The sequence below is a fragment of the Arthrobacter sp. NPDC058130 genome, from assembly GCF_042884475.1.
Taxonomy (GTDB): Bacteria; Actinomycetota; Actinomycetes; order Actinomycetales; family Micrococcaceae; genus Arthrobacter.
Genome location: NZ_JBHVTV010000004.1, coordinates 220,913 through 246,178, shown reverse-complemented (window position 1 = coordinate 246,178; position 25,266 = coordinate 220,913). Strand labels below are relative to the sequence as shown.

Sequence of the window (25,266 nt, the reverse complement as noted above, 5' to 3'; positions counted from 1 at the left end):
CTACGCGAGCGGCCCCATAAGCTAGGACCATGCGCATAGTAGTCCTCGTTTCCGGCACCGGTTCCAACCTCCAGGCAGTAATCGATGCCGTGAAGTCCGGCGCGCTCGACGTCGAGATCGCCGCCGTGGGCGCCGACCGGCCGGGGACTTTCGGGGTGGAGCGCTCCGCCGCGGCCGGAATTCCCACGTTCGTGGTGGACTTCAAGGCTTACCCGGACCGGGCTGCCTGGAACGCGGCACTCACTGACGCCGTCGCCGGCTTTGCCCCGGACGTGGTGGTGTCTTCAGGCTTCATGCGGATTGTCAGCGCGGGCTTCATCGACGCGTTTGGCGGCAAATACCTCAACACGCACCCGGCGCTGCTGCCGGCCTTCCCCGGCGCCCACGGTGTCCGCGATGCCCTGGCTTACGGCGTGAAGGTCACCGGCTGCACGGTGCACTGGGCCGACGCCGGCGTGGACACCGGACCCATCATCGCGCAGGAAGCTGTGGCGATCGGGGACGGCGAATCCGAGGAATCCCTGCACGAGCGCATCAAAGTCGTGGAGCGCCGGCTCTTGGTCTCCACCCTGGCGTCCCTGGCCGCGGCCCACACCCCGGCGTAGCCCCACCCTAACCCTCCCGATATACCCCCCGATGCGCTATCACTTGGCGCGGTTCTCAGGCCTCAGAACCGCGCCAACTGATAGCGCATCTGGTGGTGGTGGGCCGCGCTATTCGAGCCGGCGCTGCTTGGTTTCGGGTGCGAAGAACGCCATCCACAGCACGGAGAGCAGCACCAGGCCGCCGGCCAGCGCGAACGATGTCGCGAGCCCCAGCTCCGGCCACAGGATGGCCGCGAAGACCAGCGGCCCGAACCCGGCCCCGAGCCGGGAAAACGTCGAGGCCCAGCCGAAGCCCGAGCCGCGCAGCTCCGTCGGGTACAGCTCGGACACGTACGCGTAGAGCACCGGGATGGCCACCTGGACCACAAAGCCGAACACCAGCAGCCAGAACACGGCCGCCGTCGGGATGTCCACCACTATCGCCACAATCACCAGCGTTAGCGCCGACAGCGGGCCGGTGATGGCGAGGATCCACTTGCGGCCCACCCGTTCCACCAGCAGGGCGGCGACCGCCACGCCGAGGAGCCCGACGGCGGCCATCGACGCCGTGGTCAGGAAGGCCTTGTACTCCTCGAACCCGGCGCCAATCAGGATCCGCGGCATCCACGTCAGCGACAGGTAGTAGACCAGCAGGATGGAAAAGAACAGGGCCCATGCCGCCGTCGTGATCTTCCAGCTGAACTGCCAGAGTGCGCGCAATTGCGTCCACGCGCTGCCCGCCGAGAGGCGGGGGGCGTCCTGCGGGGCGGGCAGGCTGTAGACGCGGGGTTCGGCGCCGGTGGCCTCGACCAGGCCGTCGATCACCTTCGCGGCCTCATCGCGGCGGCCCTTGCGGATCAGGAACAGCGGGGATTCCGGCACGCTTCGCCGGACCCAGAACACCAGCAGGGCCGGGAGCACCATGACCAGCATGGTCAGCCGCCAGTCCGCGAAGGCCGCCACCAGCCCCGCGGAGATGAACCCGCAGAGGGCGGCGCCGACTGGCCACCAGCCATCCATCGCGGTGAGCACCCGGCCGCGATTCCTGCGGGGTGTGAATTCGCCCACCAGCGCGTAGTCCACGGGGATGCAGCCGCCCAGGCCGAACCCGGCCAGGAACCGGAACACGACAAACCACATGAAGTCGGGGGAGACCGCGCCGAGCACAGTGAAGACGGAGAAGATTAGCAGGGTCGCGGTGAAGGCCTTCTTGCGGCCGATGGTGTCCGCGATGGTGCCCCAGACAAACGCGCCCAGGGCCATGCCAATCAGGTTCGCCGTCCCGATCCAGGCGGCATCGCCCGGGCTCAGGGACCAGTGCTTGGACAGCAACGGAATGAGGATGCCGTTGAGGGTGACGTCCCAGGCATCGAACATGAAGCCCAGTCCGCCGATCAGGAAGATCCGGCCTTGGACCTTCCACCGCCACGGCAGCTCCTGGACCACCTGTTCGCCGCTGGGCACAGTGGTGTACGTGTTCATTTTTTGGCCTCCTATGAAAACTCTACGTGGCCCCGCCGCGGCCCGGGGGTGCTTCACACTCCGGCGCGCGGGCAGCCCCGAGGGAAGGCGGAGGTCCGGGACGCGATAAACTGGCCGCATCCCCACCACCCGCGGCCCGCCGCGATATAAGACGGAGACTTTTGTGAGCTTCACGCAGCTTGACCGTGTATCCATCGACCGAGTGCCCATCCACCGGGCACTGATTTCGGTCTACGACAAGACCGGTCTGGAGGAGCTCGCTCGGGGCCTGCACGCCGCCGGCGTCAAGATCGTCTCCACGGGCTCCACGGCCAAGAAGATCGCCGCCGCGGGCATCCCCGTGCAGGAAGTTGAGGAAGTCACCGGCTCCCCGGAGATGCTGGACGGCCGCGTCAAGACCCTGCACCCGCGCGTGCACGGCGGCATCCTCGCGGACCGGCGCGTACCGGCCCACATGCAGACGCTCGCGGACATGGAGATCGAGCCGTTCGACCTCGTCGTCGTCAACCTCTACCCGTTCGTGGAGACCGTGAAGTCCGGTGCCGCGCCGGACGACGTCGTCGAGCAGATCGACATCGGCGGCCCCGCGATGGTGCGCTCCGCCGCGAAGAACCACGCCGCCGTCGCCATCGTGGTGGACCCGGCCTCCTACGGTTCCGTGGTGGAAGCGGCCGCGTCGGGCGGCTTTGACCTGAAGACCCGGCGCCGGCTCGCGGCCAAGGCGTTCGCGCACACCGCGGCCTACGACACCGCCGTGGCCACCTGGACCGCCAGCCAGTTCCGCGACGAGGACGGCGACGGCGTGATCGACTGGCCCGCCTACGCCGGCCTGGCGCTGGAACGCTCCGAGGTGCTGCGCTACGGCGAAAACCCGCACCAGCAGGGCGCACTCTACGTGGACAAGGCCGCCCCGGCCGGGATCGCCCAAGCCGACCAGCTGCACGGCAAGGCCATGAGCTACAACAACTTTGTCGACGCCGACGCCGCCCTGCGCGCCGCCTTCGACTTCGCCGAGCCCGCCGTCGCGATCATCAAGCACGCCAACCCCTGCGGCGTGGCCGTAGGTTCCGCGTCCGCGGCGGACCCCATCGCCGACGCCCACGCCAAGGCGCACGCCTGCGATCCGGTGTCCGCGTTCGGCGGCGTCATCGCCGCGAACCGCACGGTCACCGCCGGCATGGCGCGCACTGTCGCCGGGATTTTCACGGAGGTCGTCATCGCGCCGGACTTCGAGGACGAGGCCGTGGAGATCCTGTCCAAGAAGAAGAACATCCGCCTGCTGGCCCTCCCCGACGGCTACGGCCGCTACCCGACCGAGTTCCGCCAGGTCTCCGGCGGCATGCTGGTCCAGGCCACGGACAAGGTCGACGCCGACGGCGACAACCCCGCCAACTGGACCCTCGCCGCGGGCGACGCCGCCGACGCCGTCACTTTGGCCGACCTCGCCTTCGCCTGGACCGCCTGCCGCGCAGCCAAGTCCAACGCGATCCTGCTCGCGGACAACGGTGCCGCCGTCGGCATCGGCATGGGCCAGGTCAACCGGCTCGATTCCTGCAAGCTCGCGGTCGAGCGCGCCAACACGCTCGGCGTCACTGTGGAGTCCGACGTCGATGCGGCCGGCGGTGCTTCCGGCGCCGACGCGACCGACGCACCCGAGCGTGCCCGCGGCGCAGTCGCGGCGTCGGACGCGTTCTTCCCGTTCGCTGACGGACTGCAGATCCTGATCGACGCCGGCGTGCGCGCCGTAGTCCAGCCCGGCGGCTCCGTCCGGGACGAGGAAGTCATCGCCGCGGCCAACGCCGCCGGCATCACCATGTACTTCACGGGAGCCCGCCACTTCTTCCACTAGGCCTGGTTCCGCACGGCCTGTTCCGCTGGGCCGCACAAAGAATGGACATGCCCTCCCTCATCCGGAGGACATGTCCATTTTTTGTGCCCACGAGTGGGTTGGTGGCCTCCCCGCGGGACACGCTCAGCCATTCCGCGGGACATGCTCATTGTTCGTGGCAAGGGGTGGGCATATGGGGATATGTCCAGGCCTGGGCGTGTGGGGAGGGCATGTCCCGTGAGCTCTGACGCTGGCAGGCCAGACGGGGGAACATGCTCATTCTTCCGGCGGGACAGGCTCGATGTTCGTGGAGCGCAAAAATCCAGCCCGGGGCACATGCTCATTGTTCGCGGCAAGGGGTGGGCATATGGGGGATATGTCCAGGCCTCAGTGTGTGCGGAGGGCATGTCCCGGGAGACCGCCGTCGTGGACCAAAAACCAACGCGGGGCCACCGCGGCCTCCTCACTGCTGAAGATGGACCGCAAGTGACCCCGCGCTGGGGCAACAGGGATTGGGTAATCAGGATGGGAAAACCGGGTAACAGTGTCGGGTAATCAGAAGGGGGAACAGGGCCGGGCAAACAGGTTCAGGGCAACAAGCCTGGGTAACAAATAGCTGGGGTGCCCGCGCTTGCGGTAACAAGGCTGGGCATCCACACCTGGAGCGCACGAGCCCGGCGTGAACCGGGCTCGTGCCGTCAGGCTAGGAAGCGGCGGCCGTGGTGTAGGCCTGCTGGATTACGCTGCCCCAGTACGGACCGTACATTTTGGTGGAGTTGCTGCCGTAGCCATAGCTGTTGATGGAGTTCTGGTAGCCGGAAGCGCTGCTGCCGATGAACCACGGTCCGCCCGAGGAACCGCCGGTCATGTTGCAGGGGATCCCCTGGGTGTTGAACTGCGGGTTGTAGGGATCGTTGGTGGCGGCGCCGGAGCAGCTCTTGAGGGATTCACCGTTGAACGGTGCCGCGGCGGGGTAGCCGAACGACTTGTAGCCCAGGCCGCGGGCGGCGTTGAACTGCAGGCCGGAGGCGCCGACGACGTCGCTGAGGTACTGGCCGTTGAGCGTGGACATGACGGCGAAGCCGGTGTCGTAGGTCATGTCTCCGGAAGAACTCCACTGCGTGGGGGCGTAGAGGGCCTTGGCCGTCCACTTGCCGTAGGGGGATGCGCCGTTAAGGTACGCCGGGACGAACGTGAACTTGGTGGCGAACGCGCCCGGGCCCTCATTTACACAGTGCCCGGCGGTGGAGACGGTGCTTTTGTTGCCGGAGGAGACCGAGTTGCCAGAGCAGACGTAGTTGGTACCGCCGAGGGTGAAGAAGACCTTGCCGATGTGCGGGACGGGGGTTTCGCTCGCATTCGCCTTGGTCTGCGGCGTCTGCGCGAGCGCCGCCTGGGACTGCTTCTTCGGTGCGGTCGCCTCGACCGTGCTCGGGGCGGCACCCTCCAGCGGTGCCGCCGCGGGCTTCGCGGACATTCTCCGGTTCATCGCCTTGTCCGCCAGCACGTCACCGGGGACGGCGTTGCGCATGCGGTCCGCGGTCCAGTAGTCGGCCGCGCCCGATTCTGTGACGGTGTGGCCCGTGACATCGGACGTGGAAAGCGGTGCCTTGGCCGGTGCGGGGGAGGCGGTGGCCGCCCCCGCGGCACTCAGGGCCAGCAGCGCCGCGGCCGAAAGAGTCAGCAGGCTGGTGGCCAGAGTCTTGGGTGTTCTCATGGGTGTCCTAACCGGTGGAAATACGGGACGGCCGCTTGTGGCGGCCGCTGGATGGAACGAAACTACGGCAAATTGACTAATCTGTAAAGTCAATTGTCAATTCTTGTTAAGCCGTGTTGCGGTGTCACGCATCCGTCCGCGCACGACGCCGGTAGGCGCCAACGGGGGCACCTCGGGTAAGTTAGGGGTGTTGAGATAGCACAAGATTCCGGAAATACCCAGACCTTCAGGGAGACGCCCGAGCAATGGCAAAGATTATCTATACCCACACCGACGAAGCGCCGATGCTGGCCACCTATTCGTTCTTGCCGATCATTGAGGCGTTCGCCTCGACGGCCGGTGTGGAAGTGGAGACCCGCGACATCTCGCTGGCCGGCCGCATCATCGCCGCATTCGGCGACTACCTCACCGAAGAGCAGCGCGCCAGCGACGCCCTGGCCGAGCTTGGTGCCCTTGCCAAGACGCCCGAAGCCAACATCATCAAGCTGCCGAACATCAGCGCCTCCGTGCCTCAGCTGAAGGCCGCAATCGCCGAACTCCAGGGCCACGGCTACGCGCTGCCGGACTACCCGGACAACCCCTCCTCGGACGAGGAAACGGACATCCGGTCCCGCTACGACAAGATCAAGGGCTCCGCCGTGAACCCGGTCCTGCGCGAAGGCAACTCGGACCGCCGCGCCCCGCTCTCGGTCAAGAACTACGCCCGCCAGAACCCGCACAGCATGGGCGCCTGGACCCCGGAATCGAAGACCAACGTGGCCCACATGGAGGCCGACGACTTCCGCTCCAACGAAAAGTCCGTGGTCATCGACGCGGACACCAACATCAAGATCCAGCTCGTCAAGGAAGACGGCACGGTCAAGGTCCTCAAGCGTGCCTTCCCGGTCCTGGCCGGCGAGGTCATCGACGGCACCGTAATGCGCGCCGCCGCCCTGGACGCGTTCCTGGCCGCCCAGGTTGCCCGGGCCAAGAAAGAGGGCGTGCTCTTCTCCGCCCACCTGAAGGCCACCATGATGAAGGTCTCGGACCCCATCATCTTCGGCCACGTCGTCAAGGCCTACTTCGCGGACCTCTTCGCCACCTACGGCGAGCAGATCGCCGCCGCCGGCCTGAGCCCGAACAACGGCCTTGCCTCCATCCTCAACGGCCTTGAGGACCTGCCCGAGGAAATCCGCGGCGACGTCCAGGCTGCGATCGAAAAGGGCCTCAACGACGGCCCCGAACTCGCCATGGTCGACTCCGACAAGGGCATCACCAACCTGCACGTGCCCTCCGACGTGATCGTCGACGCCTCGATGCCGGCCATGATCCGCAGCTCCGGCCACATGTGGGGCCGCGACGGCCAGGAAGCCGACACGCTCGCCGTCCTCCCGGACAGCAGCTACGCCGGCATCTACCAGGTTGTCATCGACGACTGCCGGGCCCACGGCGCCTTCGATCCCACCACCATGGGCACGGTCCCGAACGTCGGCCTCATGGCCCAGGCCGCCGAGGAATACGGCAGCCACGACAAGACGTTCGAGATCCAGTCCGCCGGCACCGTCCAGATCGTCGACGACGCCGGCACCGTGCTGATCGAGCACCAGGTTTCCCCGGGCGACATCTGGCGCGCCTGCCAGACCAAGGATGTGCCGATCCGTGACTGGGTCAAGCTGGCCGTCACCCGTGCCCGCGCCTCAGCCATGCCCGCCATTTTCTGGCTGGACAAGGGCCGCGCGCACGACGCCCGCATGATCGCCAAGGTGGAGGAGTATCTCAAGGACCACGACACCGAGGGCCTGGAGATCGCCATTATGTCCCCGGAGAAGGCCACCGCCTTCACCGTCGAACGCCTCCGCAAGGGCGAGGACACCATCTCGGTGACCGGCAACGTGCTCCGCGACTACCTCACGGACCTCTTCCCGATCCTGGAACTGGGCACCAGCGCCAAGATGCTCTCCGTGGTGCCGCTCATCAACGGCGGCGGCCTGTTCGAGACCGGCGCCGGCGGATCCGCCCCGAAGCACGTGCAGCAGCTGCTGAAGGAAAACCACCTGCGCTGGGACAGCCTGGGCGAATTCCTCGCGCTGGCCGTGAGCTTCGAGCATCTCGCCACGAGCACCGGCAACGCCCGCGCCCAGGTCCTGGCCGACACCCTGGACCGCGCCACCGGCACGTTCCTGCTTGAGGACAAGTCCCCGAAGCGCAAGGCCGGCGAGCTGGACAACCGCGGCAGCCACTACTACCTGGCCAAGTTCTGGGCCCAGGAACTGGCCCGCCAGAACGACGACGCCGAGCTCGCCGCGGCCTTCGCCGCCGTTTCAGGCGCGCTGGACTCCAACGAGGACACCATCACCGGTGAACTCCTGGCCGTGCAGGGCTCCCCGGTGGACATCGGCGGCTACTACCGTCCGGACGCGGCCAAGGCCTCCGCGGTCATGCGCCCGTCGGCGACGTTCAGCGAAGTGCTTGCGACGCTGACCAAGTAGCCGGCGCCGCGGCGCTCAGCCCAGGCCCAGCCAACTATCGGCAGGGCCCGGGCTCATCGCCACGCAGAACGCCCCGCCTCCCGCAAGGGAGGCGGGGCGTTCTGCTGCCCGACCAGAGGCGCAAACCACACGCCAGGTCAGTGCGAACGTCCGGTCAGCGCTGCTGGTCCTGGCCGAAGGGCGGCTGGGGAGCGAGGTCGGGGTCCGCGTCCACACGCTCGAAGGCGGGCTCTGCGCCGTAGCCCACCTCTTCCTGAAGCGGCACGGCGGTGGTGGCGCCCGGCGCGACGCCGTCCACGCGTCCGCGCCATCCGCCCGTCTCGGCGCCGCGCTCTTCGATGAAAAGCTTGAACTTCTTCAGGTCGGCAGCAACTTGGCGGGAATCGAGGCCGATCGCTGCGCCGATCTTTTCCGCTGCCGAGTCCGGCTCCCAGGTCAGCTCGACGTTGACCTTCGTTTCGGCGTCACCGAGGTCCTCGAACCAGACGGTTCCGGCGTTCCGTGGTTCATCAAGGCTTTCCCACGACACGCGCTGGTCGGGTTCCTGCGTGGTGATCCGTGCGTCGTATTCGCGCCGGACTCCACCGATGCTGGTCTTGAAGTGGACAGTGGTGTCGTCGAGTTGCTGAACGGATTCCACACCGCTCATGAAGAGCGGAAATTCCTCGAATTGCGTCCACTGGTTGTAGGCCTGGCTCAGCGGAACATTGACTTCGATGGATTCCTGAACAGTTGCCATGCAGGGGTCACTCCTTCGATTGGCGGACGGCAGCCCGCGATTCTTGGTCGTTGACCGGCATAATGCCGTGTTCCTCCACGCTAGCGGGGTTCGGCCGAAATAGTAAGCAGGCTGACGGCATTGACAGCGGATCAGCCGTTTCCCTTTCCTTTTGCCTTTCCCTTGGCCTTGCCGCTGTTCGCCGGGGCAGGGGCAGGAACGACGGCGGCCGGTGCTGGTGCGGCGGCAGCTGCCGCAGCAGCGGCCTGGGCTGCCGCCTCCTGTTCAGCCGCCAGGCGGGCTGCCTCGGCCGCCGCCTGCTGCGCGACAAGGTCCGCCCGGACGGCGTCGATCGATGACTTGATGCTTTGGTGGCGCTTGAAGGACACCTCGCCGCTCGCGGCTGCGGCATCCAGCCCGGTCAGCAGCTCATCAAGCTTTTTCAGGGAGCCTGCGGGGTCGTTGGAGGCTGCAGCCTCGCTCACAGCCAGGACCTGGGACTGCAGCTGTCTCGCCGCGTCGCGGCCCAGCTCGGGGGCAGCAGAACCGCAGCCGGCCAATGCCCCGGCCAACACCAGCCCGGCGATCAGGCCTGCGGGCAGCCGGTACGCCGAACCGCTGCGGTTCCGCCTGGCGTTGCGCGATTGACTCATGGTTCCACGCTCTTCTGGAGATCCTTCAAATGATCGCCAAGCGGCCCCGTGACGGTGGGGTAGGGGACTACGTCGGGGGCGGCAGGGGCAGACAGCGGGACCGCAATCGTGACCCCCACGATGAGAACTGCCAGCGCGGCGAGCAGTACGGCCAGACGGGTGCGGAGCCGGGCACCGAGGAACCATGCGGCCCCACGGGAACGCCGGCGGTGGTGGCGGCGGCGTGGCCGGGCCGGCAGGGCTTCAGGGTCCAGCACGTTCAGGGGCCGTGTTCGCCCAGCCGCCCACGCGCCGGACTGTGGTGGGCGGGGCGGCCTCGCCGGCGGGGCGGGCAGCAGCCGGGTGGGTTCCGCCATGACGGGCCCCGGCAGGGACCCGGGGGAAACGAGCGCGAGGCGGCAGGCTGACTCGAGGTCGGCCGCCGAGGGGCGGGCCAACGGGTCGAGGTCGGTCATGGCCCGGATTAGCCGGGCCCATTCGGCGGGCACGGCGTCCGGAATGGCGGGTGCGCGGTGCAGCCGGGCCACTGCGGATTCGACGGCGCTGCCCGGGTACTCCACTTCGCCCTTGAGGCATTCGAGGAGGACCAGGCCCAGGGAGTAGATGTCACTCGCCGGTCCGAGGTCGGCACCGCGGGCCTGTTCCGGACTGAGGTAGGCAGCCGTTCCCACCAGGGTTCCCGTGGTGGTCAGCCGGGTTCCGTCGATGATCCGGGCGATGCCGAAGTCGGTGAGCTTGGGCCGAAGCGGCTCGCCAGGCCGGACCGGTACCAGGAGGATATTGGCGGGCTTGATGTCCCGGTGGATGATGCCGAGGCTGTGAACGTAGGCGAGAGCGTCGGCCGTCCCTGCGCCGATCACGGCCAGCTCCTCCAGTGACAGTGGACTATGACGGATCCGGGTCCGCAGATCCTGGCCGTCCACGAGCTCCATGGTCAGGAAGGGCCGGGGCTCGTCGGGCATCCGGGTGTCCGTCCCGGCGTCGAACAGCGTCACCAGGTTTGGATGGTTCAGGGTCGCCAGGAGCCTGATCTCTGCCTCCTGGCGGCGCAGCTCATCAGGATCGGCTGACTGAGGTGCGAAGAGTTTCAGGGCAACGTCCCGGCCAAGGTTCAGGTCCTTGGCGGTGTAGACCGACGCCATGCCGCCCCGGCCAATCACCTCGCCCAGTTGATAGCGCCCGCCCAGAGGCTCTGCCGTGACGCTGTTGGGCGAACTGTCCACGATGTCCCCGTACCTTCCGTGTGCGCACCGGCGGCGCTCCTAGAGAATGATACGGGGACGGATATCCGCTTCTGTGCCGATCGGAGTTCGGCCGCCGCGCCGGTCCCGGCATGGAAGCGCCTTGTGTGACTTATTTTGCAGTATTTCTGAAGGCCGCTCATCCGCGGGCCCTACCGCCGGAGCCAGTGCTTGCCGTTGGGTCCCCCAGCGGACCCAACGACCTCGCTCCGGCGGTTCAAGGACCTCAACGGGAGCGGCGGCATGCGTTACGGCGGCCGGGGTTTGCACCCGGGACGCGGATGCGGACCGGAGCGTTCCGGGTACGCGGGGGAGCGCAGTCCGTCCCGGACTGGCCCGGAAACGGGCCAGGGCGCGGTGGACGGGGAAGGCGCTGACGGTGGCGGCCCTGACGGGATCAGGTCGGAAGTAATTGGGGTGCCGGAAACCCGGCGGTGGACGGTCGAGTCCATGGGGAGATCTCCTGGGTGACTGTTAGCGGGCGGCCAAGGCAGCCCGACGGGCCGTGCTCTGTGGAGGCAGAGACGGCCCGACTAGTCAGGAGAAGAACCGGGATCAGCGCAAACGGCTGAGTACTCGTGCTGGAGCGGACCGCCGATGGGGTCGGCTCCTGTGGTGGGCAGGCAGAAGAACAGGCTGGGCATCCACGCAGCCGTTCCTGTTGGCCCGTTGCCGGTGTGCCCGCTGCCTGACCCGGAACCCGGGGCAGGCGGGAGTGCGTCAGGCACCGGCAGGCCCGTGCCGCCATGCCATGGGCTCGGACCCGGGTTGCCGGCGGGAGCCGGCGGCTCGCCGGTTCCCGCGGGAGGTTCCGCCGGAGGGGCGGCGCCTGCGGCGACCGGTGCCCCCGCGGGGCGTTCAGGGACCAGCCAGGCAGAATACGCGACCGGGCCGCGGTACGCCGCGAGTGGGGCGGCCGCCCCGGGGCGGCCAGCGGGTGCAGACTCCGGGGGTTCCGGTGCCTTGGCGGTGCCCGCTTTGGCAGTGTCTGCCTTTGCCGCCGTTTTTGCAGTACCCGCCTTTACGGTGGCTGCTTTTGTATTGTCTGCTTTTGAGGCGCCAACGGTGGGGGTGCCAGCCGACGACGATGCGCCGTCGACGGCCGCAGGAGTCCCCACCGGTGTCCCTGCAGGGCTGCCGGGAACGACGCCGCCCGGAGTCGCGGCCGCAGGGTCACCGGGCAAGGGGACAGGATATGGAACCGGGGCCGTAGGATCCACAACCGGTGGGACGGCGCCGGGGTCCGGGACGGCAGGATCCGCACCCGGGACGCCGGGACCGCCCACCGGCACGGTTGCGGGCGGGGTCACTGTTGGTGCGGGGAGGGCCGGTTCGGGCGCCGTTGGATCTGTGTCGGCAGGATCTGTGTCGATCGGATCTACGTCGGCCGGCTCAGCGGCCGGATCTACGTCGGCCGGCACAGCGGCCGGGGGTGCCGCGTCCGTCACTGCCGCGTCGGAGGCGGCGCCGGCCGCGGCGGGCGCAACGTCCGCGGCGACGACTTTCGGGCCGGGCACGGCGCCTGCCGACCACGTGTGCGCCGGAGCGATGTCCAGGGAGCCCACGCCCTCGAGGGCGGGAACAGGGAGGTCGTCGGCGTCCGCGCAGCCGATGGCAGACGCTGTCGTACCGGCGTCCCCGGCCGGTCCGGTGAATGTGCAGGGGTCATCCGCCTGCGCGGCGGCGGCGGAAAGAGTCAGCCATGTGGCGCCGGCGAGGGCTGCCAGGAGCACGCGGCGAAAGGGGCGCAAGTGACCTGAGGGGCGCAGGATGCGGCCCGCGCGGAAGGACGCAGCTGCTGGTTCCATGCGCGCACCCCCGCTCCGGGAAGACTGGACGATTGCCTACAGGGTAAGTCGGCCCCCAAGGAGAGTCCAGAGTAGAGCCGAAACTGTGCGCAGACCGAGACACTCGGTATGCGCCGGTTCCTACGCCTGCGGGCACTGGTCAGTGGGCGTCGTTGGGGTAGCTCACCCCGAGTTGCGCGCGGACACCGTCGAAAAGCCGCATGGTGTTCAGGGAGTCCTCCAGCGGCATGACCGGGCTCTCGGTGAGTCCGTGCTGGATGCACCGGGTGACCTCGCGGAGCTCGTAAGTGTAGCCCCGTCCGACCACCGAGAACTGCTCGGTGCGGGGATCGTCGAAGCCGATCCTGATGAGCAGTTCCTTGGGGTTGTTGATGGAGCCCGAGGCCTGCAGGAAGCCCTGGCTGCCGGCGACCGTGGCTGTACGGGGTCCGTGCGCCAGCAACGAGGACGTCAGCTGGGCCTGGGCGCCATGGTGGTAGCCGAGTGTCAAAGCGTTCTGGGCGTCCACGCCGTCGTCATTGAGCCAGCCGGTAGCGCTGACGGTTTGCGGGAACCCCAAGGTGCCCAGTGCCCAGAGCAGCGGGTAGACCGTCAGGTCCAGCAGGGCGCCACCGCCGTCCTTGGGTGCCCAGAGCCGGGAGGCAGGCGAGTAGGGCGCCGGGAAACCGAGGTCGGCGCCGACCCATTTGACCGCACCGATCTCGCCCGAGGCGGCGATCTCGAACGCCCGCTGCATGCTGGGCAGGAACCGGCTCCACACCGCCTCCATCAGGAACAGGCCCTTTGCCCGGGCCACTGCGATCAGCTCGGCGGCCTCCCGGGCGTTGACAGTGAGGGCCTTCTCGCACAGCACATGCTTGCCGGCATTGAGGGCGGCGAGGGCGATCCGGTGGTGGTGGGCGTGTGGCGTGGCGACGTAGACGACGTCGACGCCGTCGTCAGCGAGCAGGCGCTCATAGCCGGTCACGCCGTCCCGGTCACCGTACGCGCGGACAAAGCCGTAGTCGGCCGCGAACGCGTCGGCCGCCGCCTGGGTGCGGGAGCTGACGGCGTAGAGCTCCGCATCGGACAGAAGCTCAAGGTCGCGGGTGACGGCGGCGGCGATCCCTCCGGTTGCGATGATGCCCCAGCGCAGCCTGGCGCCGGTTGCTGTGCGGGGATCCTGGTCCGGCTGGCTGAACAGCCACGGCTTCGCGATGAGGGCAGACATGGTGCCATCTTCTCACCCGGGTGGGTGAGGGGCCGGGTTATGACAGGAGCGATCGAGGGAGGGCCCCGAGGGACCCTCCCAAACGCTCCGGGCAGCGGCTGCGCCGTACGGACCTACGCCGTCACCGCTGCCGCCGTCACGGCCGTCGCCGCTGCCGCTGCCGCTGCCGTCGCCCGGGGCCGGACCGTTTCCTCCGTGAGACGGCCCTGCTGGAGCCGGAAGCGCCGGTCCGTCTTGTTGGCCAGGGCGCGGTCGTGGGTGACCACCAGGATGGTGGTGTTGTGGTCCCGGCTCAGCGTGCTGAGCAGGTCGATGATGTGCTCGCCGGTCTGCTCGTCCAGGTTGCCGGTGGGTTCATCGGCCAGGATCAGCTTGGGTTCGTTGGCCAGCGCCCGGGCGATCGCCACGCGCTGCTGCTCGCCGCCGGAGAGACGGTTGATGCGCCGCGCGTGCTTGTCCGGATCGAGCTGGACCTGTTCGAGCAGCGCCCGGGCACGCTCGGCCCGGACGGACTTGCGGATCCCGGCGAACTCCATCGGCAGCATCACGTTGTCCACGGCCGAGAGGTTCGGGATCAGGTTGAACTGCTGGAACACGAATCCGATGTCCCGGCGCCGGTAGTTGGTCAGCTTCCCGTCCGGCATGCTGGCCAGGCTCACGCCGTTGACCACCACATCGCCGCTGGTGGGCGTGTCCAGGGCTCCGAGCAGGGAGAGCAGGGTGCTCTTGCCGCTGCCGCTCTTGCCCACGATCGAGGCCAGCGTGCCCTGTTCGAGCTCGAAGCTGACGTCGTTCACCGGCTTGATGGTCCTGTCGCCGGACTTGAACGTGCGGACCAGGTTCTTGACTTCGATCATGGCTATTCTCCTCGGAGGACTTCGATGGGACGGATGCGTGCGGTGAGCAGGGCCGGGACGAGGGCCCCGATGATGGCGACGCCGAATACCGCGGCGATGCCGGCGGCGATGACGCCGGGGGAGGCGCTCGCCGTCACGGAGGTCAGCAGCTGGCTCGCCCCGCCGAGCGGTCCGCCCTGGCCGCCGGGGAACCCGCCGGCGAACCCGCCGGGGCCGCCGCGCTGGCCGGTCGCCGCCGCGTTCGTTATGGTGGTGCTGCTGCTTGAGCTGATGAGGGCGCTGGCGATGCCGCCGCTGGCGAGGGAGGCGACGGCGGCGCCCACCACGCTGCCCAGGGCCACCAGCACGAGGGCCTCCAGCACAAACTGCAGGCCGATGGTGCGGTTGGGGGCGCCGATGGCCTTCAGGACGCCGATCTCGCGGCGGCGTTCGCGGACCAGCATGACCATGATCAGGAGAATGATCAGCCCGGCGGTGCCAAGGGCGGCGACGAAAGCGATGAAGGAAATGTTCTTGACGCTGTCCAGCGAGCTGACGGCGGTTTCAAGGTTCCGCTGGCCCTGGGTGACGTCGGCCTTGTCGGAGCCGAGCGCCGTCTGCAGGGCGGTCTTGGCGGCGTCGACGTTTTCCATGCTGTTGACCGTGACGATCATGGTGGAGAGCTCGCCCGGCAGCGCGGCGAGGGTCTGGGCGGTCGGAAGCGTCACGTAGAGGGCGTTGTTGCCGAAGGCGGTGCCGGCGTCGAACAATCCCTTGACGGTGAAGGTCTGGTCCTGGATGGTGAACGTCGAGCCGACGCTGAGGCCGTTCTTGGTGGCCAGCGTGGTGCCCAGCAGGGCGCCGGTGGACGCGGCGGTGTAATCGCCCAGGCCGGCACCCTGCGTCAGCTGCAGGGCCTTGCCGGTGGATTCCACCTCGGCGCCGATGCCCGTGGCGGTGACGGGCAGCGAGAACGCAGGCGCCGCCGCCGTGCCGCTTCCGGATGTGCCGGAGGTGCCGGTTGTTCCGGAGGTGCCGCTACTGGCCTGGTTACGGTTGCCGAGCGTACCGGCGTCGACGGCGGCGGTGAGGCTGGTGGTGACGGAGGTGGCCGACTGCCCGCCGGGCCCGCCCTGGCCTGTGCGCCCGGACGCGGCCTCGGCCGCAATTTCAGCGGCGTTGCGCAGGCGCAGCGCCTTGGTGCCGACCACGCTGCTGACGTTGGGGACGGCCGCGGCGGTGGCCGCCTGTGCCGAGGTCAGCGGCTCGCCGCCGCCCTCGAATCCCTGGCCGCCGGCCGGGTTCACGGTCAGGACCGTGCCCACGGAGGCGTTCAGCTCGGCAACCTTGCCGGTGACGGCCTGGTTGGCCACGAGCATAGCAAGGGCAAGGCCGATGGCTACGGCCAGCACGGCCACCACGGCGGCGGTCCTGACCTTGTTTCGAAAGGCGTTGCCTACACTCCGGGCAAGAACGCTCACGGTACTCCTAATTTTTCTTGGGTGTCTCTTGGGTTTCTCTTGCCGGGCCCGATGCCCGGCGCTGGTCCCACAGTGGTACGGGCCGCTGTGCGAACCTCCCGGTGAAGCTATGGATCCGCTGTGAAGCGCGCCCGGCAACGCAAGAGCCCCGGCCCTCCCTTGCGGGAGGACCGGGGCTCTTGCCTGGCGCGCTTCGTGCGCCTGGATAAGGAACTACTGCTTGGTGATCGGTCCGAGCACCGGATCGTTGACGTAGGCCGTGTGGACGTTCTCGGCGGTAACGATGACCGGCTCCAGCAGGTAGGCCGGAACAACCTTGACCGTGTTGTTGTAGGACTTGTCGTCGTTGATCTCAGGCTTCTTGCCTGCCTGGATGTCGTTGACCATGACGATCGAGTGCTCAACGAGCGCGCGGGTGTCCTTGTTGATGGTGGAGTACTGCTCGCCAGCCATGATGGACTTGACGGACTCAACCTCGGAGTCCTGGCCCGTGACAACCGGAATCGGCTTGCCGGCGGCCTTGACGGAGGTGATGATCGCGCGGGCCAGGGTGTCGTTCGGGGACAGTACGCCGTCCAGCGCTGCGGTGCCGTAGGTTCCGGCGAGCAGGGTGTCCATGCGCTTCTGGGCGTTCTCTGCCTTCCAGCCCTGGGTAACGGCCTGCTCGAAGGTCGACTGGCCGGAGAGGACCTTCAGGGTGCCGTCGTCGATCTTCGGCTTCAGGACGCTCATGGCGCCGTCGAAGAAGACCTTCGCGTTGGCGTCATCAGGGGAACCCGCGAACAGCTCGATGTTGTACGGACCTTCCGGCTTCTTGGCCTTCATTCCGTCCAGCAGCGCCTGGCCCTGGAGTTCACCGACCTTGAAGTTGTCGTAGGCCACGTAGTAGTCCACGTTCGGGGTGTTCAGGAGCAGACGGTCATACGCGATGATCGTGGCGCCGGCGTCCTTGGCCTGCTGGAGCTGGGTGCCCAGCTGCGCACCGTCGATGGCGCCGACGATGATGACCTTGTCACCCTTGGTGATCATGGCGCTGATCTGGTTCTGCTGCTCCGAAACGCCGCCGTTGGCGAACTGAACATCCGGCTTGTAGCCGGCCTTGGTGAGGCCGTCGTTGAACAGCTGCTCCGCCAGGACCCAGTTTTCCGAAGTCTTCTGGGGGAGTGCGACGCCGATCGAGGAGCCCTTCGGGAACGCCTCGCCTCCGGTGGTTGAACCGCCGGTAGTCCCGGTGTCCGAACGGCCGCAGGCTGTCAGCGCCAGTGCCGCAATAGCAGCGATTGCTGCTGCCTTTCCTGCTTTACCAATCATTCGCATTGCTTGGTTCACTTTCTTTTGGTGGTGTGCGGAGAATTGTGGGAATTTGGTCCCGGGGGAGTGAATCAGATCCCCCGGGAGATGACCTCTTTGGTCTGGGTGGTTTCGTCGGCCTTGATTTCGCTGCTGCGGCCGAAGTTCTTCATCAGCATGCCGATGACCGATTTCTTGCTCTGGGTCTTGTTGTAGACGTCGAACGCGACGGCGATCAGCAGGACCAGGCCCTTGATCATCTGGGTGAGGTCGGCGCCGACGCCCAGGAGCTGCAGGCCGTTGTTCAGCACGGCCATGACCAGGCCACCGATGATGGAGCCGATCACGGTGCCGACGCCGCCGGTGACCGCGGCGCCGCCGATGAACACGGCAGCGATGGCGTCCAGTTCCCATCCGACGCCGTCGAACGGCCCCGATGCGGTGGAGCGGCCGACGAAGATCATGCCGGCGAGGCCGGCGAGGATGGACATGTTCATCATGACCAGGAAGTTGACCTTCTTGGACTGGACGCCTGAGAGCTCGGCGGCGTGCCGGTTGCCGCCGACGGCGTAGATGTGGCGGCCGATGACGGTTTTGGCGGAGATGAAGCCGTAGATGAGGATGAGGACGGCGAGGATCAGGCCCGGGATCGGGAACGAGGTGCCGGGCCGGCCGGTGGCGAAGAGGTAGGTGGCGTAGAGGATGGCGCCGCAGACCAGGACCAGCTTGAGGATGCTGATCCAGGCTTCGGGGACCTCGGCGCCGAGCGCCTTGGCGGTGCGGCGGGAGCGGATCTCGCTGAAGATCACGTATGCGACGGCCAGCAGGCCGATCAGCAGGGTGAGGTTGTTGTACCCGGTTTTCGGGCCGATCTCGGGCAGGTAGCCGGAGCCGATGTACTGGAAGTCGCCCGGGACCGGGATGGTGTTCGACTTGCCGACGAACTGGTTGGCGCCGCGGAAGATCAGCATGCCGGAGAGCGTGACGATGAACGCCGGAATGCCGACGTAGGCCACCCAGAATCCGTGCCAGGCCCCGATCAGGACGCCCAGCCCCAGCCCCATCAGGATGCCGATGTACCAGGGCATTCCCCAGTCCCGGATGAAGAGGGCCACGCAGACGCCCACGAAGGCCGCGACGGAGCCGACGGAGAGGTCGATGTGGCCGGCGATGATGACCAGCACCATGCCGATGGCGAGGATCAGGATGTAGGAGTTGCCGTTGAAGAGGTTGATGACGTTGCCCGACGTGAGCGTGCGGCCCTCCGTGAAAATCTCGAAGAACACGATCAGCGCCACCAGGGCGAAGATCATGCCGAATTGGCGGGTGTTGCCGCCAAAGAGCTTCTTGAGCGCGTTCATTGTTTTCAGTCCTTGTTTCCGGGGAGTTCGGCTAGTTCTGGGTGGTGCCAGAGGTTGAGGCGGTCTTGCGGGCGGACGTCATGAGCTTCATGAGGTTTTCCTGGCTGGCTTCGTCCTTGGTCAGCACGCCGGTGATGGCGCCTTCGAAAATCGTGTAGATCCGGTCTGAGAGGCCCAGCAGCTCGGGCAGTTCCGAGGAGATGACGATCACGGCTTTGCCCTCGTTGGCCAGCCTCTGGATGATGCCGTAGATCTCATACTTCGCGCCGACGTCGATCCCGCGGGTGGGCTCGTCCAGGATCAGCACGTCCGGGTCGGTGAACATCCACTTCGCCAGCACCACCTTCTGCTGGTTGCCGCCGGAGAGCTTCGCGACGCCTTCCTCCACGGAAGGGGTCTTGGTCCGCAGCGACTTCCGGTACTCCTCCGCGACGGCGTATTCCTTATTCTTATCCACCACGAAGTGCCTGCTGATCTTGCGCAGGTTCGCCGAGACCGTGGTCGCCTTGATGTCGTCCAGCAGGTTCAGGCCCAGGGACTTGCGGTCCTCCGTGACGTACCCCAGCCCGGCGTCGATCGCCTGGCGGACGTTCTTGAGCTGCAGTTCCTTGCCGTCTTTGTAGACATGGCCGGAGATGAAGCGGCCGTAGGAGCGGCCGAACACGGACCGGGCCAGCTCGGTGCGGCCGGCCCCCATCAGGCCGGCGAAGCCGACGATCTCGCCCCGGCGGACGAAGAAGCTGGAGTTCTTGCAGACCAGGCGGTCCTGGATCGCCGGGTGCCCGACGTTCCAGTTCTTCACCTCGAAGAGGACCTCGCCGATCTTTGGTTCGTGGTCCGGGAACCGGGATTCCAGGGTCCGGCCCACCATGCCCTTGATGATGCGGTCCTCGTCGACGCCGTCGGCCACGACATTCAGCGTCTCGATCGATTTACCGTCGCGGATGATCGTGATCTCATCGGCGATCTGTTCGATCTCGTTGAGCTTGTGGGAAATGATGATCGAGGTGATGCCGCGGCCCTTCAGGCCCAGCATGAGGTCCAGCAGGTGCTGGGAGTCGGACTCGTTCAGCGCGGCCGTGGGCTCGTCCAGGATCAGGAGCTTCACCGATTTGTTCAGCGCCTTCGCGATTTCCACGAGCTGCTGCTTGCCGACGCCGATCTCCTTGATCGGGGTGTCCGGGTCCTCCCGCAGCCCCACCCGGGCCAGCAGTTCGGTGGACCGCAGCCGGGCCTCGGCCCAGTCGATCACACCGCGCTTGGTCGGTTCGTTGCCCAGGAAGATGTTCTCCATGATGGACAGTTCGGGAATGAGCGCGAGTTCCTGGTGGATGATCACGATCCCGGCGTGCTCGCTGGCGCGAATGTCCTTGAACTCCTGGACCTCGTTCTGGTAAACGATGTCGCCGGTGTACGTGCCGAAGGGGTACACCCCCGACAGGACCTTCATCAGGGTCGATTTCCCGGCGCCGTTCTCACCGCAGATGGCGTGGATCTCGCCGGCCTTCACCCGCAGGCTCACATCGGCCAAAGCTTTAACGCCGGGGAACTCCTTGGTGATGGAGCGCATCTCGAGGATTAGCGGATCACTGTGCGTGTTGAGGGACGTCATCTGCCCTTACGCCTCCAATGCATGACTTCGTTGTCCGCCCCTGCAAACCGCAGGGCCGTCTGATGGAAAAGTAAACTGGATCACGCCCTTGTCGTCAAGTCTTTAACGCAACGGGCGGATAACAAAATGCTAGTTGCGCCGGATTCCGGCGTGTTGGAAGACCAAAGCGGTGGCCCCGAGGGCCTCCGCCCGGTCGCCCAAGGACGACATGGTGAGGGTGGTTGTCTCGCCGATCACCGGCACGGCGTGCCGGATCAGGCCCCGCCGGATGGGGTCCAAAAGGAGCTCGCCGAGTCCCGCCAGCGGGCCGCCGACCACAATGACTTCGGGGTTGATCAGGTTCGCCACGTTGCCCAGGGCGCGCCCGACGGCGAGGCCGGCGTCGTCCACCACACGGAGCGTCGCAGAGTCCCGTTCCAGGGCCTTGCGGACGATGTCTCCGGGGCTGAGCGGACGGTCCTCGCCGCGGCCCAGGAGCTCGATCATGGTGGTGGTGGAGGCGATGGTTTCCAGGCAGCCGCGGTTCCCGCAGCGGCAGATCAGCCCGTGCTCGTGGATGGTGGCGTGGCCGATTTCGCCGGTGATGCCGACGTTGCCGTAGTAGGGGATGCCGTTGAGGATCAGGCCCGCGCCAATACCCGAGCCGATCTTGAGGAACATCAGGTTGCTGATGCCGCTGTGCGGCCCCCACGTGACTTCGGAGAGGGCGCCCAGATTGGCGTCGTTGTCCACGAATACGGGCAGGTCAAGCGCTTCTTCGAGGCGCTTGAGGATGTTGATGCCCACCCATTCGGGGAGGATCGCGCCCTGCGCCACTGTGCCGGTGCGGCGGTCGATGGGTCCGGGTATTCCTACGCCGGCACCCACCAGGGCGCTGCGCTCCACGCCGCTGTCCGCGAGCAGCCGGTCCAGCACCCCGACGGCGGCCTGGATGCCTTCCTCGGCGTGGTGGCCCAGGGGCAGCAGGACCGACTCTTCGGCGATCACGTGGTAACTGAGCGAGGCCAGCACGACGCGCAGGTGGCGCCGGCCGAAGTCGATCCCGACGGCGACCGCTCCGTTGCTGTTGAGCCGGACGTTCAGGGCCCGCCGCCCGGAGCTGGTGATGGGCTCGGTCGAGGCGAGTCCGGCGTCCTGCATGATCTTGACGATGTTCGAGACCGTGGCCGTGGAGAGGCCTGTCTGCCGGGCCAGCTCCGCCTGCGTGGACGGTCCCGCGAGGAGGCATTCGATGATCCGCTGCTGGTTCAGATGCCGGAGGGCGGACTGCGATCCCGGGTTCTTGGTTCGGCTCCTCGTTGAGCGCGTTGGTGAGGGCATGCTATGAAGCGTGACGCATCCGCGGCTTGTAGTCAAGAAGTTAACGCAACGGTAACGGTCGCCTCAGCCGCCGCGACCCTCAGGCGCTGTGGAGTTCGCGGTGCGCGCGGGCCAGTTCCTGGTAATGGGCTGCGTTGTGCTGGACGCCCGCGAACTCGTCGTCGCTGAGTTCGCGCCGGACTTTGGCCGGCACTCCGGCCACCAGGGAGCGGGGCGGGATGATCGTGCCCTCCAGCACCACGGCGCCGGCGGCGATGAGTGACCCGGCGCCAATCACGGCCCCGTTGAGGATGGTGGCGCTCATGCCGATCAGGCAGTCGTCCTCGACGGTGCAGCCGTGGACCACCGCGCTGTGGCCGACGCTGACCCGCGCCCCGACCGTGCAGGGGAAGCCGGGGTCGGCGTGCAGGACCACGTTGTCCTGGAGGTTGCTGCCCGCGCCCACGGTGATCGGGGCGGTGTCGGCGCGGACGGAGACGCCGTAGAAGGCGCTCGAGTTCTCGGCCAGCGTGGCGTTGCCGATCACGGAGGCCGTGGGGGCGATGAAGGCGGAGTCATGGACGGCCGGGGACGTGCCGGCGAATGCGTAGAGGGGAGACATGCCACCAGCCTAGGACACGCGCCTGCCCCCGTTGCTGCCCTCCAAATGCCGTTGCGCTTTCAGTTGTGGTCCCTCTGGCCGCCCCTGAACCACCACACCTGATAGCGCAACGGGTGGTTGGGGTCAGACCGGGGCGCGGAGGATGGTGAAGCCCGCGCCGCGATTGTAGCCCTCGCTGCGCCGGTCGGGGACGGGGAGGACGACGGCGATCGGCGCGCCCGGTTCCGCCACCCGTCCAAGTTCGCGGACCACCTCGTCCCACTGCCCCGGCGCGAGCCCCGCCAGGGCATCCACCGCCCAGACCGAGGAAAACGCGGCGTCGGCGAACGGCAGCGAGACCGGGCTGGCCACGGACGCCTCCAACCCGTGCGCCCGGGCGATATGGATGTTCTCCTCGGACGGGTCGACGCCGGTGAAATGGATGCCGGACTGCACAAAATGCAGCCCGTCGGCGCCCCGGCCGCAGTCCAGCCCCAGCACGCCGTGCCGCCCCTCGGTCTTCAATAGCGCCACAAACGATTCGAGCCGGTCCCGCCGGGTGGATCCCATAGTCCTAGTGAAGGACCGGTTTCAGTTAAAGACAACCGTCCGGTTGCCGTCGAGCAGGACGCGGTGTTCGGCATGCCATTGCACGGCCTGGGCGAGCGTGCGCCCCTCCACGTCCCGGCCCATCTGGACGAACTGCTCAGCCGTACGCCGGTGGTCCACCCGGATGACTTCCTGCTCGATGATGGGCCCCTCATCCAGGGCGGCCGTGACGTAGTGTGCCGTGGCGCCTATGAGCTTCACGCCGCGGGCATGCGCCTGGTGGTACGGCTTGGCCCCCTTGAAGGAGGGCAGGAACGAGTGGTGGATGTTGATGGCCTTGCCGGTGAGCTCGGTGCACAGCTCGTCGGAGATGATCTGCATGTACCGGGCCAGCACGGTGAGCTCGATGTCGTGCTCTTTCATCAGGCCCCGGAGGGCGTCCTCGGCCTGGACCTTGGTGCCCGGGGTGACGGGGATGTGGTGGAACGGGATGCCGTAGAACTCCGCCAGACCCTCAAGGTCGCGGTGGTTGGACACGATGGCCGGAATCTCGATCGGCAGGGTGCCGGAGCGCTGCAGGAACAGCAGGTCGTTCAGGCAGTGCGCCGAGGTGCTGGCCATCAGCAGGGTGCGGACCTTGCGGCCGGCCGGGTTGAGGCTCCACTGCATCCCGAAGGCCTGCGCCACGGGCTCGAGCGCCGCCTGCAGCTCCGCCAGGGACGCCGCCGTCGTCGCCTCCACCCGCATGAAGAAGGTGCCTGTGCCCTGGCTGCCGTACTGCTGGGAGTCCGTAATATTGCAGCCCGCCACCAGGAGGGCTCCGGCGACGGCGTGCACGATTCCCGGCCGGTCGGGGCAGGACAGGGTGAGGATGTAGGAGGCAGTGAGGTTCTGGTCAGTCACGAAGAACAGCCTACCTGCGCTTCAGCGGCAGTTTTGAACGGGTTTTGGTAGTGTTAACCCGTCGCAACTGGCGTTGGATGGCGAACCATCAGGGAGCGGCACTCACGAAGACCACGGATCGTACGCCTGGGCCGAGGGTCATGTCTTACCGGTCGGCAGCACCAGCGCTGCCACGGAAGTTGCTGGCTCCCGCGCGGGTGCCATCCGCCGCTGTCGCGGCCCGCTGTCAGTCTTGCTGTCAACGGGCCCGTAATCAAAGAGCGGTGCAACGGGCCAGCCGGTAGCCTGACCAATAGCCGTACCCGTTGCCTAACAGGAGTTCCTCGTGACTACTACTACCGCCACCTCAGCCGCCGTGAGCAACCAGCCGCTGGCCGAACTCGACCCGGAAATCGCCGCCGTACTGGCCCAGGAGCTTGGCCGCCAGCGCGGCACCCTGGAAATGATCGCGTCCGAAAACTTCGCCCCGCGTGCGGTGATGGAGGCCCAGGGGTCCGTCCTGACCAACAAGTACGCCGAAGGCTACCCGGGACGCCGCTACTACGGCGGCTGTGAGTACGTCGACGTCGCCGAGCAGCTTGCGATCGACCGCGTCAAGGATCTCTTCGGCGCCGAATACGCCAACGTGCAGCCGCACTCCGGCGCGCAGGCCAACGCCGCTGCGCTCGCCGCCATGATCACCCCGGGCGACAAGATCCTGGGCCTCTCCCTCGCCCACGGCGGTCACCTCACCCACGGCATGAAGCTCAACTTCTCCGGCAAGCTCTACAACGTGGCCGCCTACCAGGTCGAGGAAGATAACTTCCGCATCGACATGGACAAGCTGCGCGAGCAGGCCATCGCCGAAAAGCCCCAGGTCATCATCGCCGGCTGGTCCGCCTACCCGCGGCACCTCGATTTCGCCGCCTTCCGCTCCATCGCCGACGAGGTCGGCGCCCTGCTCTGGACCGACATGGCGCACTTCGCCGGCCTGGTCGCCGCCGGGCTGCACCCGAGCCCGGTCCCGCACTCCGACGTCGTTACCTCCACGGTGCACAAGACGCTGTCCGGTCCGCGCTCCGGCGTGATCCTGGCCAAGCAGGAATGGGCCAAGAAGCTTAACTCCGCAGTGTTCCCCGGCCAGCAGGGCGGCCCGCTCATGCACGTGATCGCCGCGAAGGCCGTGGCCTTCAAGATCGCCGGCACCGAGGAATTCAAGGAGCGCCAGGAGCGCGTGCTCGAAGGCGCCAAGATCATCGCCGAGCGCCTCGGCCAGGCCGACGTCGCCGGCGCCGGCGTCTCGGTACTGACCGGCGGCACCGACGTGCACCTGGTCCTGGTGGACCTGCGCAACTCCCAGCTGGACGGCCAGCAGGCCGAGGACCTCCTGCACTCGGTGGGCATCACCGTCAACCGCAACGCCGTGCCGTTCGACCCCCGCCCGCCCATGGTCACCTCCGGCCTGCGCATCGGCACCCCGGCCCTGGCCACGCGCGGCTTCGGCGCCGAGGAATTCACCGAGGTCGCGGACGTCATCGCCACGGCGCTGAAGTCCGGCGCGGCCACGGATATCGAGGCCCTGCAGGCACGCGTGGACAAGCTCGCTGCCGACTTCCCGCTGTACCCGCAGCACGAGCAGTGGTAGG

20 protein-coding genes are annotated in these 25,266 nt (G+C 67.4%); 4 read left to right on the top strand and 16 right to left on the bottom strand.

Going from position 1 to position 25,266, the window contains the following annotated elements:
* Positions 1-29: 29 nt before the first annotated feature.
* Positions 30-605 carry a phosphoribosylglycinamide formyltransferase gene (gene purN, locus ACFVTM_RS10680; RefSeq protein ID WP_390203422.1) on the top strand — a complete coding sequence of 192 codons (576 nt, stop codon included), beginning with the start codon at positions 30-32 and terminating at the stop codon, positions 603-605.
* Positions 606-713: 108 nt separating this feature from the next.
* On the opposite strand, the gene ACFVTM_RS10675 is transcribed toward purN, so the two are convergent.
* The gene (locus tag ACFVTM_RS10675; RefSeq protein WP_390203421.1) at positions 714-2,066 is read right to left on the bottom strand and encodes an MFS transporter; all 1,353 of its coding nucleotides are present in this window, start codon (positions 2,064-2,066) and stop codon (positions 714-716) included.
* A gap of 163 nt (positions 2,067-2,229) precedes the next feature.
* On the opposite strand from ACFVTM_RS10675, the gene purH reads away from it, so the two are divergent.
* Positions 2,230-3,915 (top strand): bifunctional phosphoribosylaminoimidazolecarboxamide formyltransferase/IMP cyclohydrolase, encoded by a 1,686-nt coding sequence (gene purH / locus ACFVTM_RS10670; protein WP_390203420.1) that lies wholly within the window; start codon positions 2,230-2,232, stop codon positions 3,913-3,915.
* Between the two features lie 682 nt (positions 3,916-4,597).
* Here purH and ACFVTM_RS10665 read toward each other — a convergent pair.
* Entirely contained in the window at positions 4,598-5,611 is a 1,014-nt protein-coding gene (locus ACFVTM_RS10665) for a trypsin-like serine peptidase (protein WP_390203419.1), read from the bottom strand.
* 245 nt (positions 5,612-5,856) lie between these two features.
* Here ACFVTM_RS10665 and ACFVTM_RS10660 point away from each other — a divergent pair, with 245 nt between their 5' ends.
* The gene (locus ACFVTM_RS10660) at positions 5,857-8,079 is read left to right on the top strand and encodes an NADP-dependent isocitrate dehydrogenase (protein ID WP_390203418.1); all 2,223 of its coding nucleotides are present in this window, start codon (positions 5,857-5,859) and stop codon (positions 8,077-8,079) included.
* 154 nt (positions 8,080-8,233) lie between these two features.
* Here ACFVTM_RS10660 and ACFVTM_RS10655 read toward each other — a convergent pair whose 3' ends face one another.
* The 14 genes from ACFVTM_RS10655 to purU all read right to left on the bottom strand — a co-directional run bounded on the left by ACFVTM_RS10655 (position 8,234) and on the right by purU (position 23,641).
* Positions 8,234-8,818 carry an SRPBCC family protein gene (locus tag ACFVTM_RS10655; protein ID WP_390203417.1) on the bottom strand — a complete coding sequence of 195 codons (585 nt, stop codon included), beginning with the start codon at positions 8,816-8,818 and terminating at the stop codon, positions 8,234-8,236.
* A 131-nt stretch (positions 8,819-8,949) separates the two neighbouring features.
* The gene (locus tag ACFVTM_RS10650; protein ID WP_390203416.1) at positions 8,950-9,450 is read right to left on the bottom strand and encodes a mucin-associated surface protein; all 501 of its coding nucleotides are present in this window, start codon (positions 9,448-9,450) and stop codon (positions 8,950-8,952) included.
* Entirely contained in the window at positions 9,447-10,676 is a 1,230-nt protein-coding gene (locus ACFVTM_RS10645; protein ID WP_390203471.1) for a serine/threonine-protein kinase, read from the bottom strand. Before ACFVTM_RS10645 ends, ACFVTM_RS10650 begins: the two co-directional genes overlap by 4 nt.
* A 548-nt stretch (positions 10,677-11,224) precedes the next feature.
* The gene (locus tag ACFVTM_RS10640) at positions 11,225-12,499 is read right to left on the bottom strand and encodes a hypothetical protein (RefSeq protein ID WP_390203415.1); all 1,275 of its coding nucleotides are present in this window, start codon (positions 12,497-12,499) and stop codon (positions 11,225-11,227) included.
* 139 nt (positions 12,500-12,638) lie between these two features.
* Entirely contained in the window at positions 12,639-13,709 is a 1,071-nt protein-coding gene (locus ACFVTM_RS10635) for a Gfo/Idh/MocA family protein (protein ID WP_390203414.1), read from the bottom strand.
* A 113-nt stretch (positions 13,710-13,822) separates the two neighbouring features.
* Positions 13,823-14,566: an ABC transporter ATP-binding protein gene (locus ACFVTM_RS10630; protein ID WP_390203413.1), complete on the bottom strand. Its 744-nt coding sequence runs from the start codon at positions 14,564-14,566 to the stop codon at positions 13,823-13,825.
* A gap of 2 nt (positions 14,567-14,568) precedes the next feature.
* On the bottom strand, positions 14,569-16,026 hold the full coding sequence (locus ACFVTM_RS10625) for an ABC transporter permease (protein WP_390203412.1): 1,458 nt from the start codon (positions 16,024-16,026) through the stop codon (positions 14,569-14,571).
* A 213-nt stretch (positions 16,027-16,239) separates the two neighbouring features.
* Positions 16,240-17,343, bottom strand: a complete 1,104-nt coding sequence (locus ACFVTM_RS10620; RefSeq protein ID WP_390203411.1) for a substrate-binding domain-containing protein — start codon at positions 17,341-17,343, stop codon at positions 16,240-16,242.
* 65 nt (positions 17,344-17,408) lie between these two features.
* Complete coding sequence (gene mmsB, locus ACFVTM_RS10615) at positions 17,409-18,677, bottom strand: multiple monosaccharide ABC transporter permease (RefSeq protein WP_390203410.1); 1,269 nt, start codon at positions 18,675-18,677, stop codon at positions 17,409-17,411.
* Between the two features lie 31 nt (positions 18,678-18,708).
* Complete coding sequence (gene mmsA / locus ACFVTM_RS10610) at positions 18,709-20,289, bottom strand: multiple monosaccharide ABC transporter ATP-binding protein (RefSeq protein WP_390203409.1); 1,581 nt, start codon at positions 20,287-20,289, stop codon at positions 18,709-18,711.
* 129 nt (positions 20,290-20,418) lie between these two features.
* Positions 20,419-21,609 (bottom strand): ROK family transcriptional regulator, encoded by a 1,191-nt coding sequence (locus ACFVTM_RS10605; RefSeq protein WP_390203408.1) that lies wholly within the window; start codon positions 21,607-21,609, stop codon positions 20,419-20,421.
* Positions 21,610-21,688: 79 nt separating this feature from the next.
* Complete coding sequence (locus ACFVTM_RS10600) at positions 21,689-22,210, bottom strand: gamma carbonic anhydrase family protein (protein WP_390203407.1); 522 nt, start codon at positions 22,208-22,210, stop codon at positions 21,689-21,691.
* Between the two features lie 123 nt (positions 22,211-22,333).
* Positions 22,334-22,759, bottom strand: a complete 426-nt coding sequence (locus ACFVTM_RS10595) for a class I SAM-dependent methyltransferase (protein ID WP_390203406.1) — start codon at positions 22,757-22,759, stop codon at positions 22,334-22,336.
* A gap of 21 nt (positions 22,760-22,780) precedes the next feature.
* Positions 22,781-23,641, bottom strand: a complete 861-nt coding sequence (purU, locus tag ACFVTM_RS10590; protein WP_390203405.1) for a formyltetrahydrofolate deformylase — start codon at positions 23,639-23,641, stop codon at positions 22,781-22,783.
* A 325-nt stretch (positions 23,642-23,966) separates the two neighbouring features.
* Here purU and glyA point away from each other — a divergent pair, with 325 nt between their 5' ends.
* A complete protein-coding gene (glyA, locus tag ACFVTM_RS10585) occupies positions 23,967-25,265 on the top strand; it encodes a serine hydroxymethyltransferase (RefSeq protein ID WP_390203404.1) in 1,299 nt (432 codons plus the stop codon).
* Position 25,266: the final 1 nt, after the last annotated feature.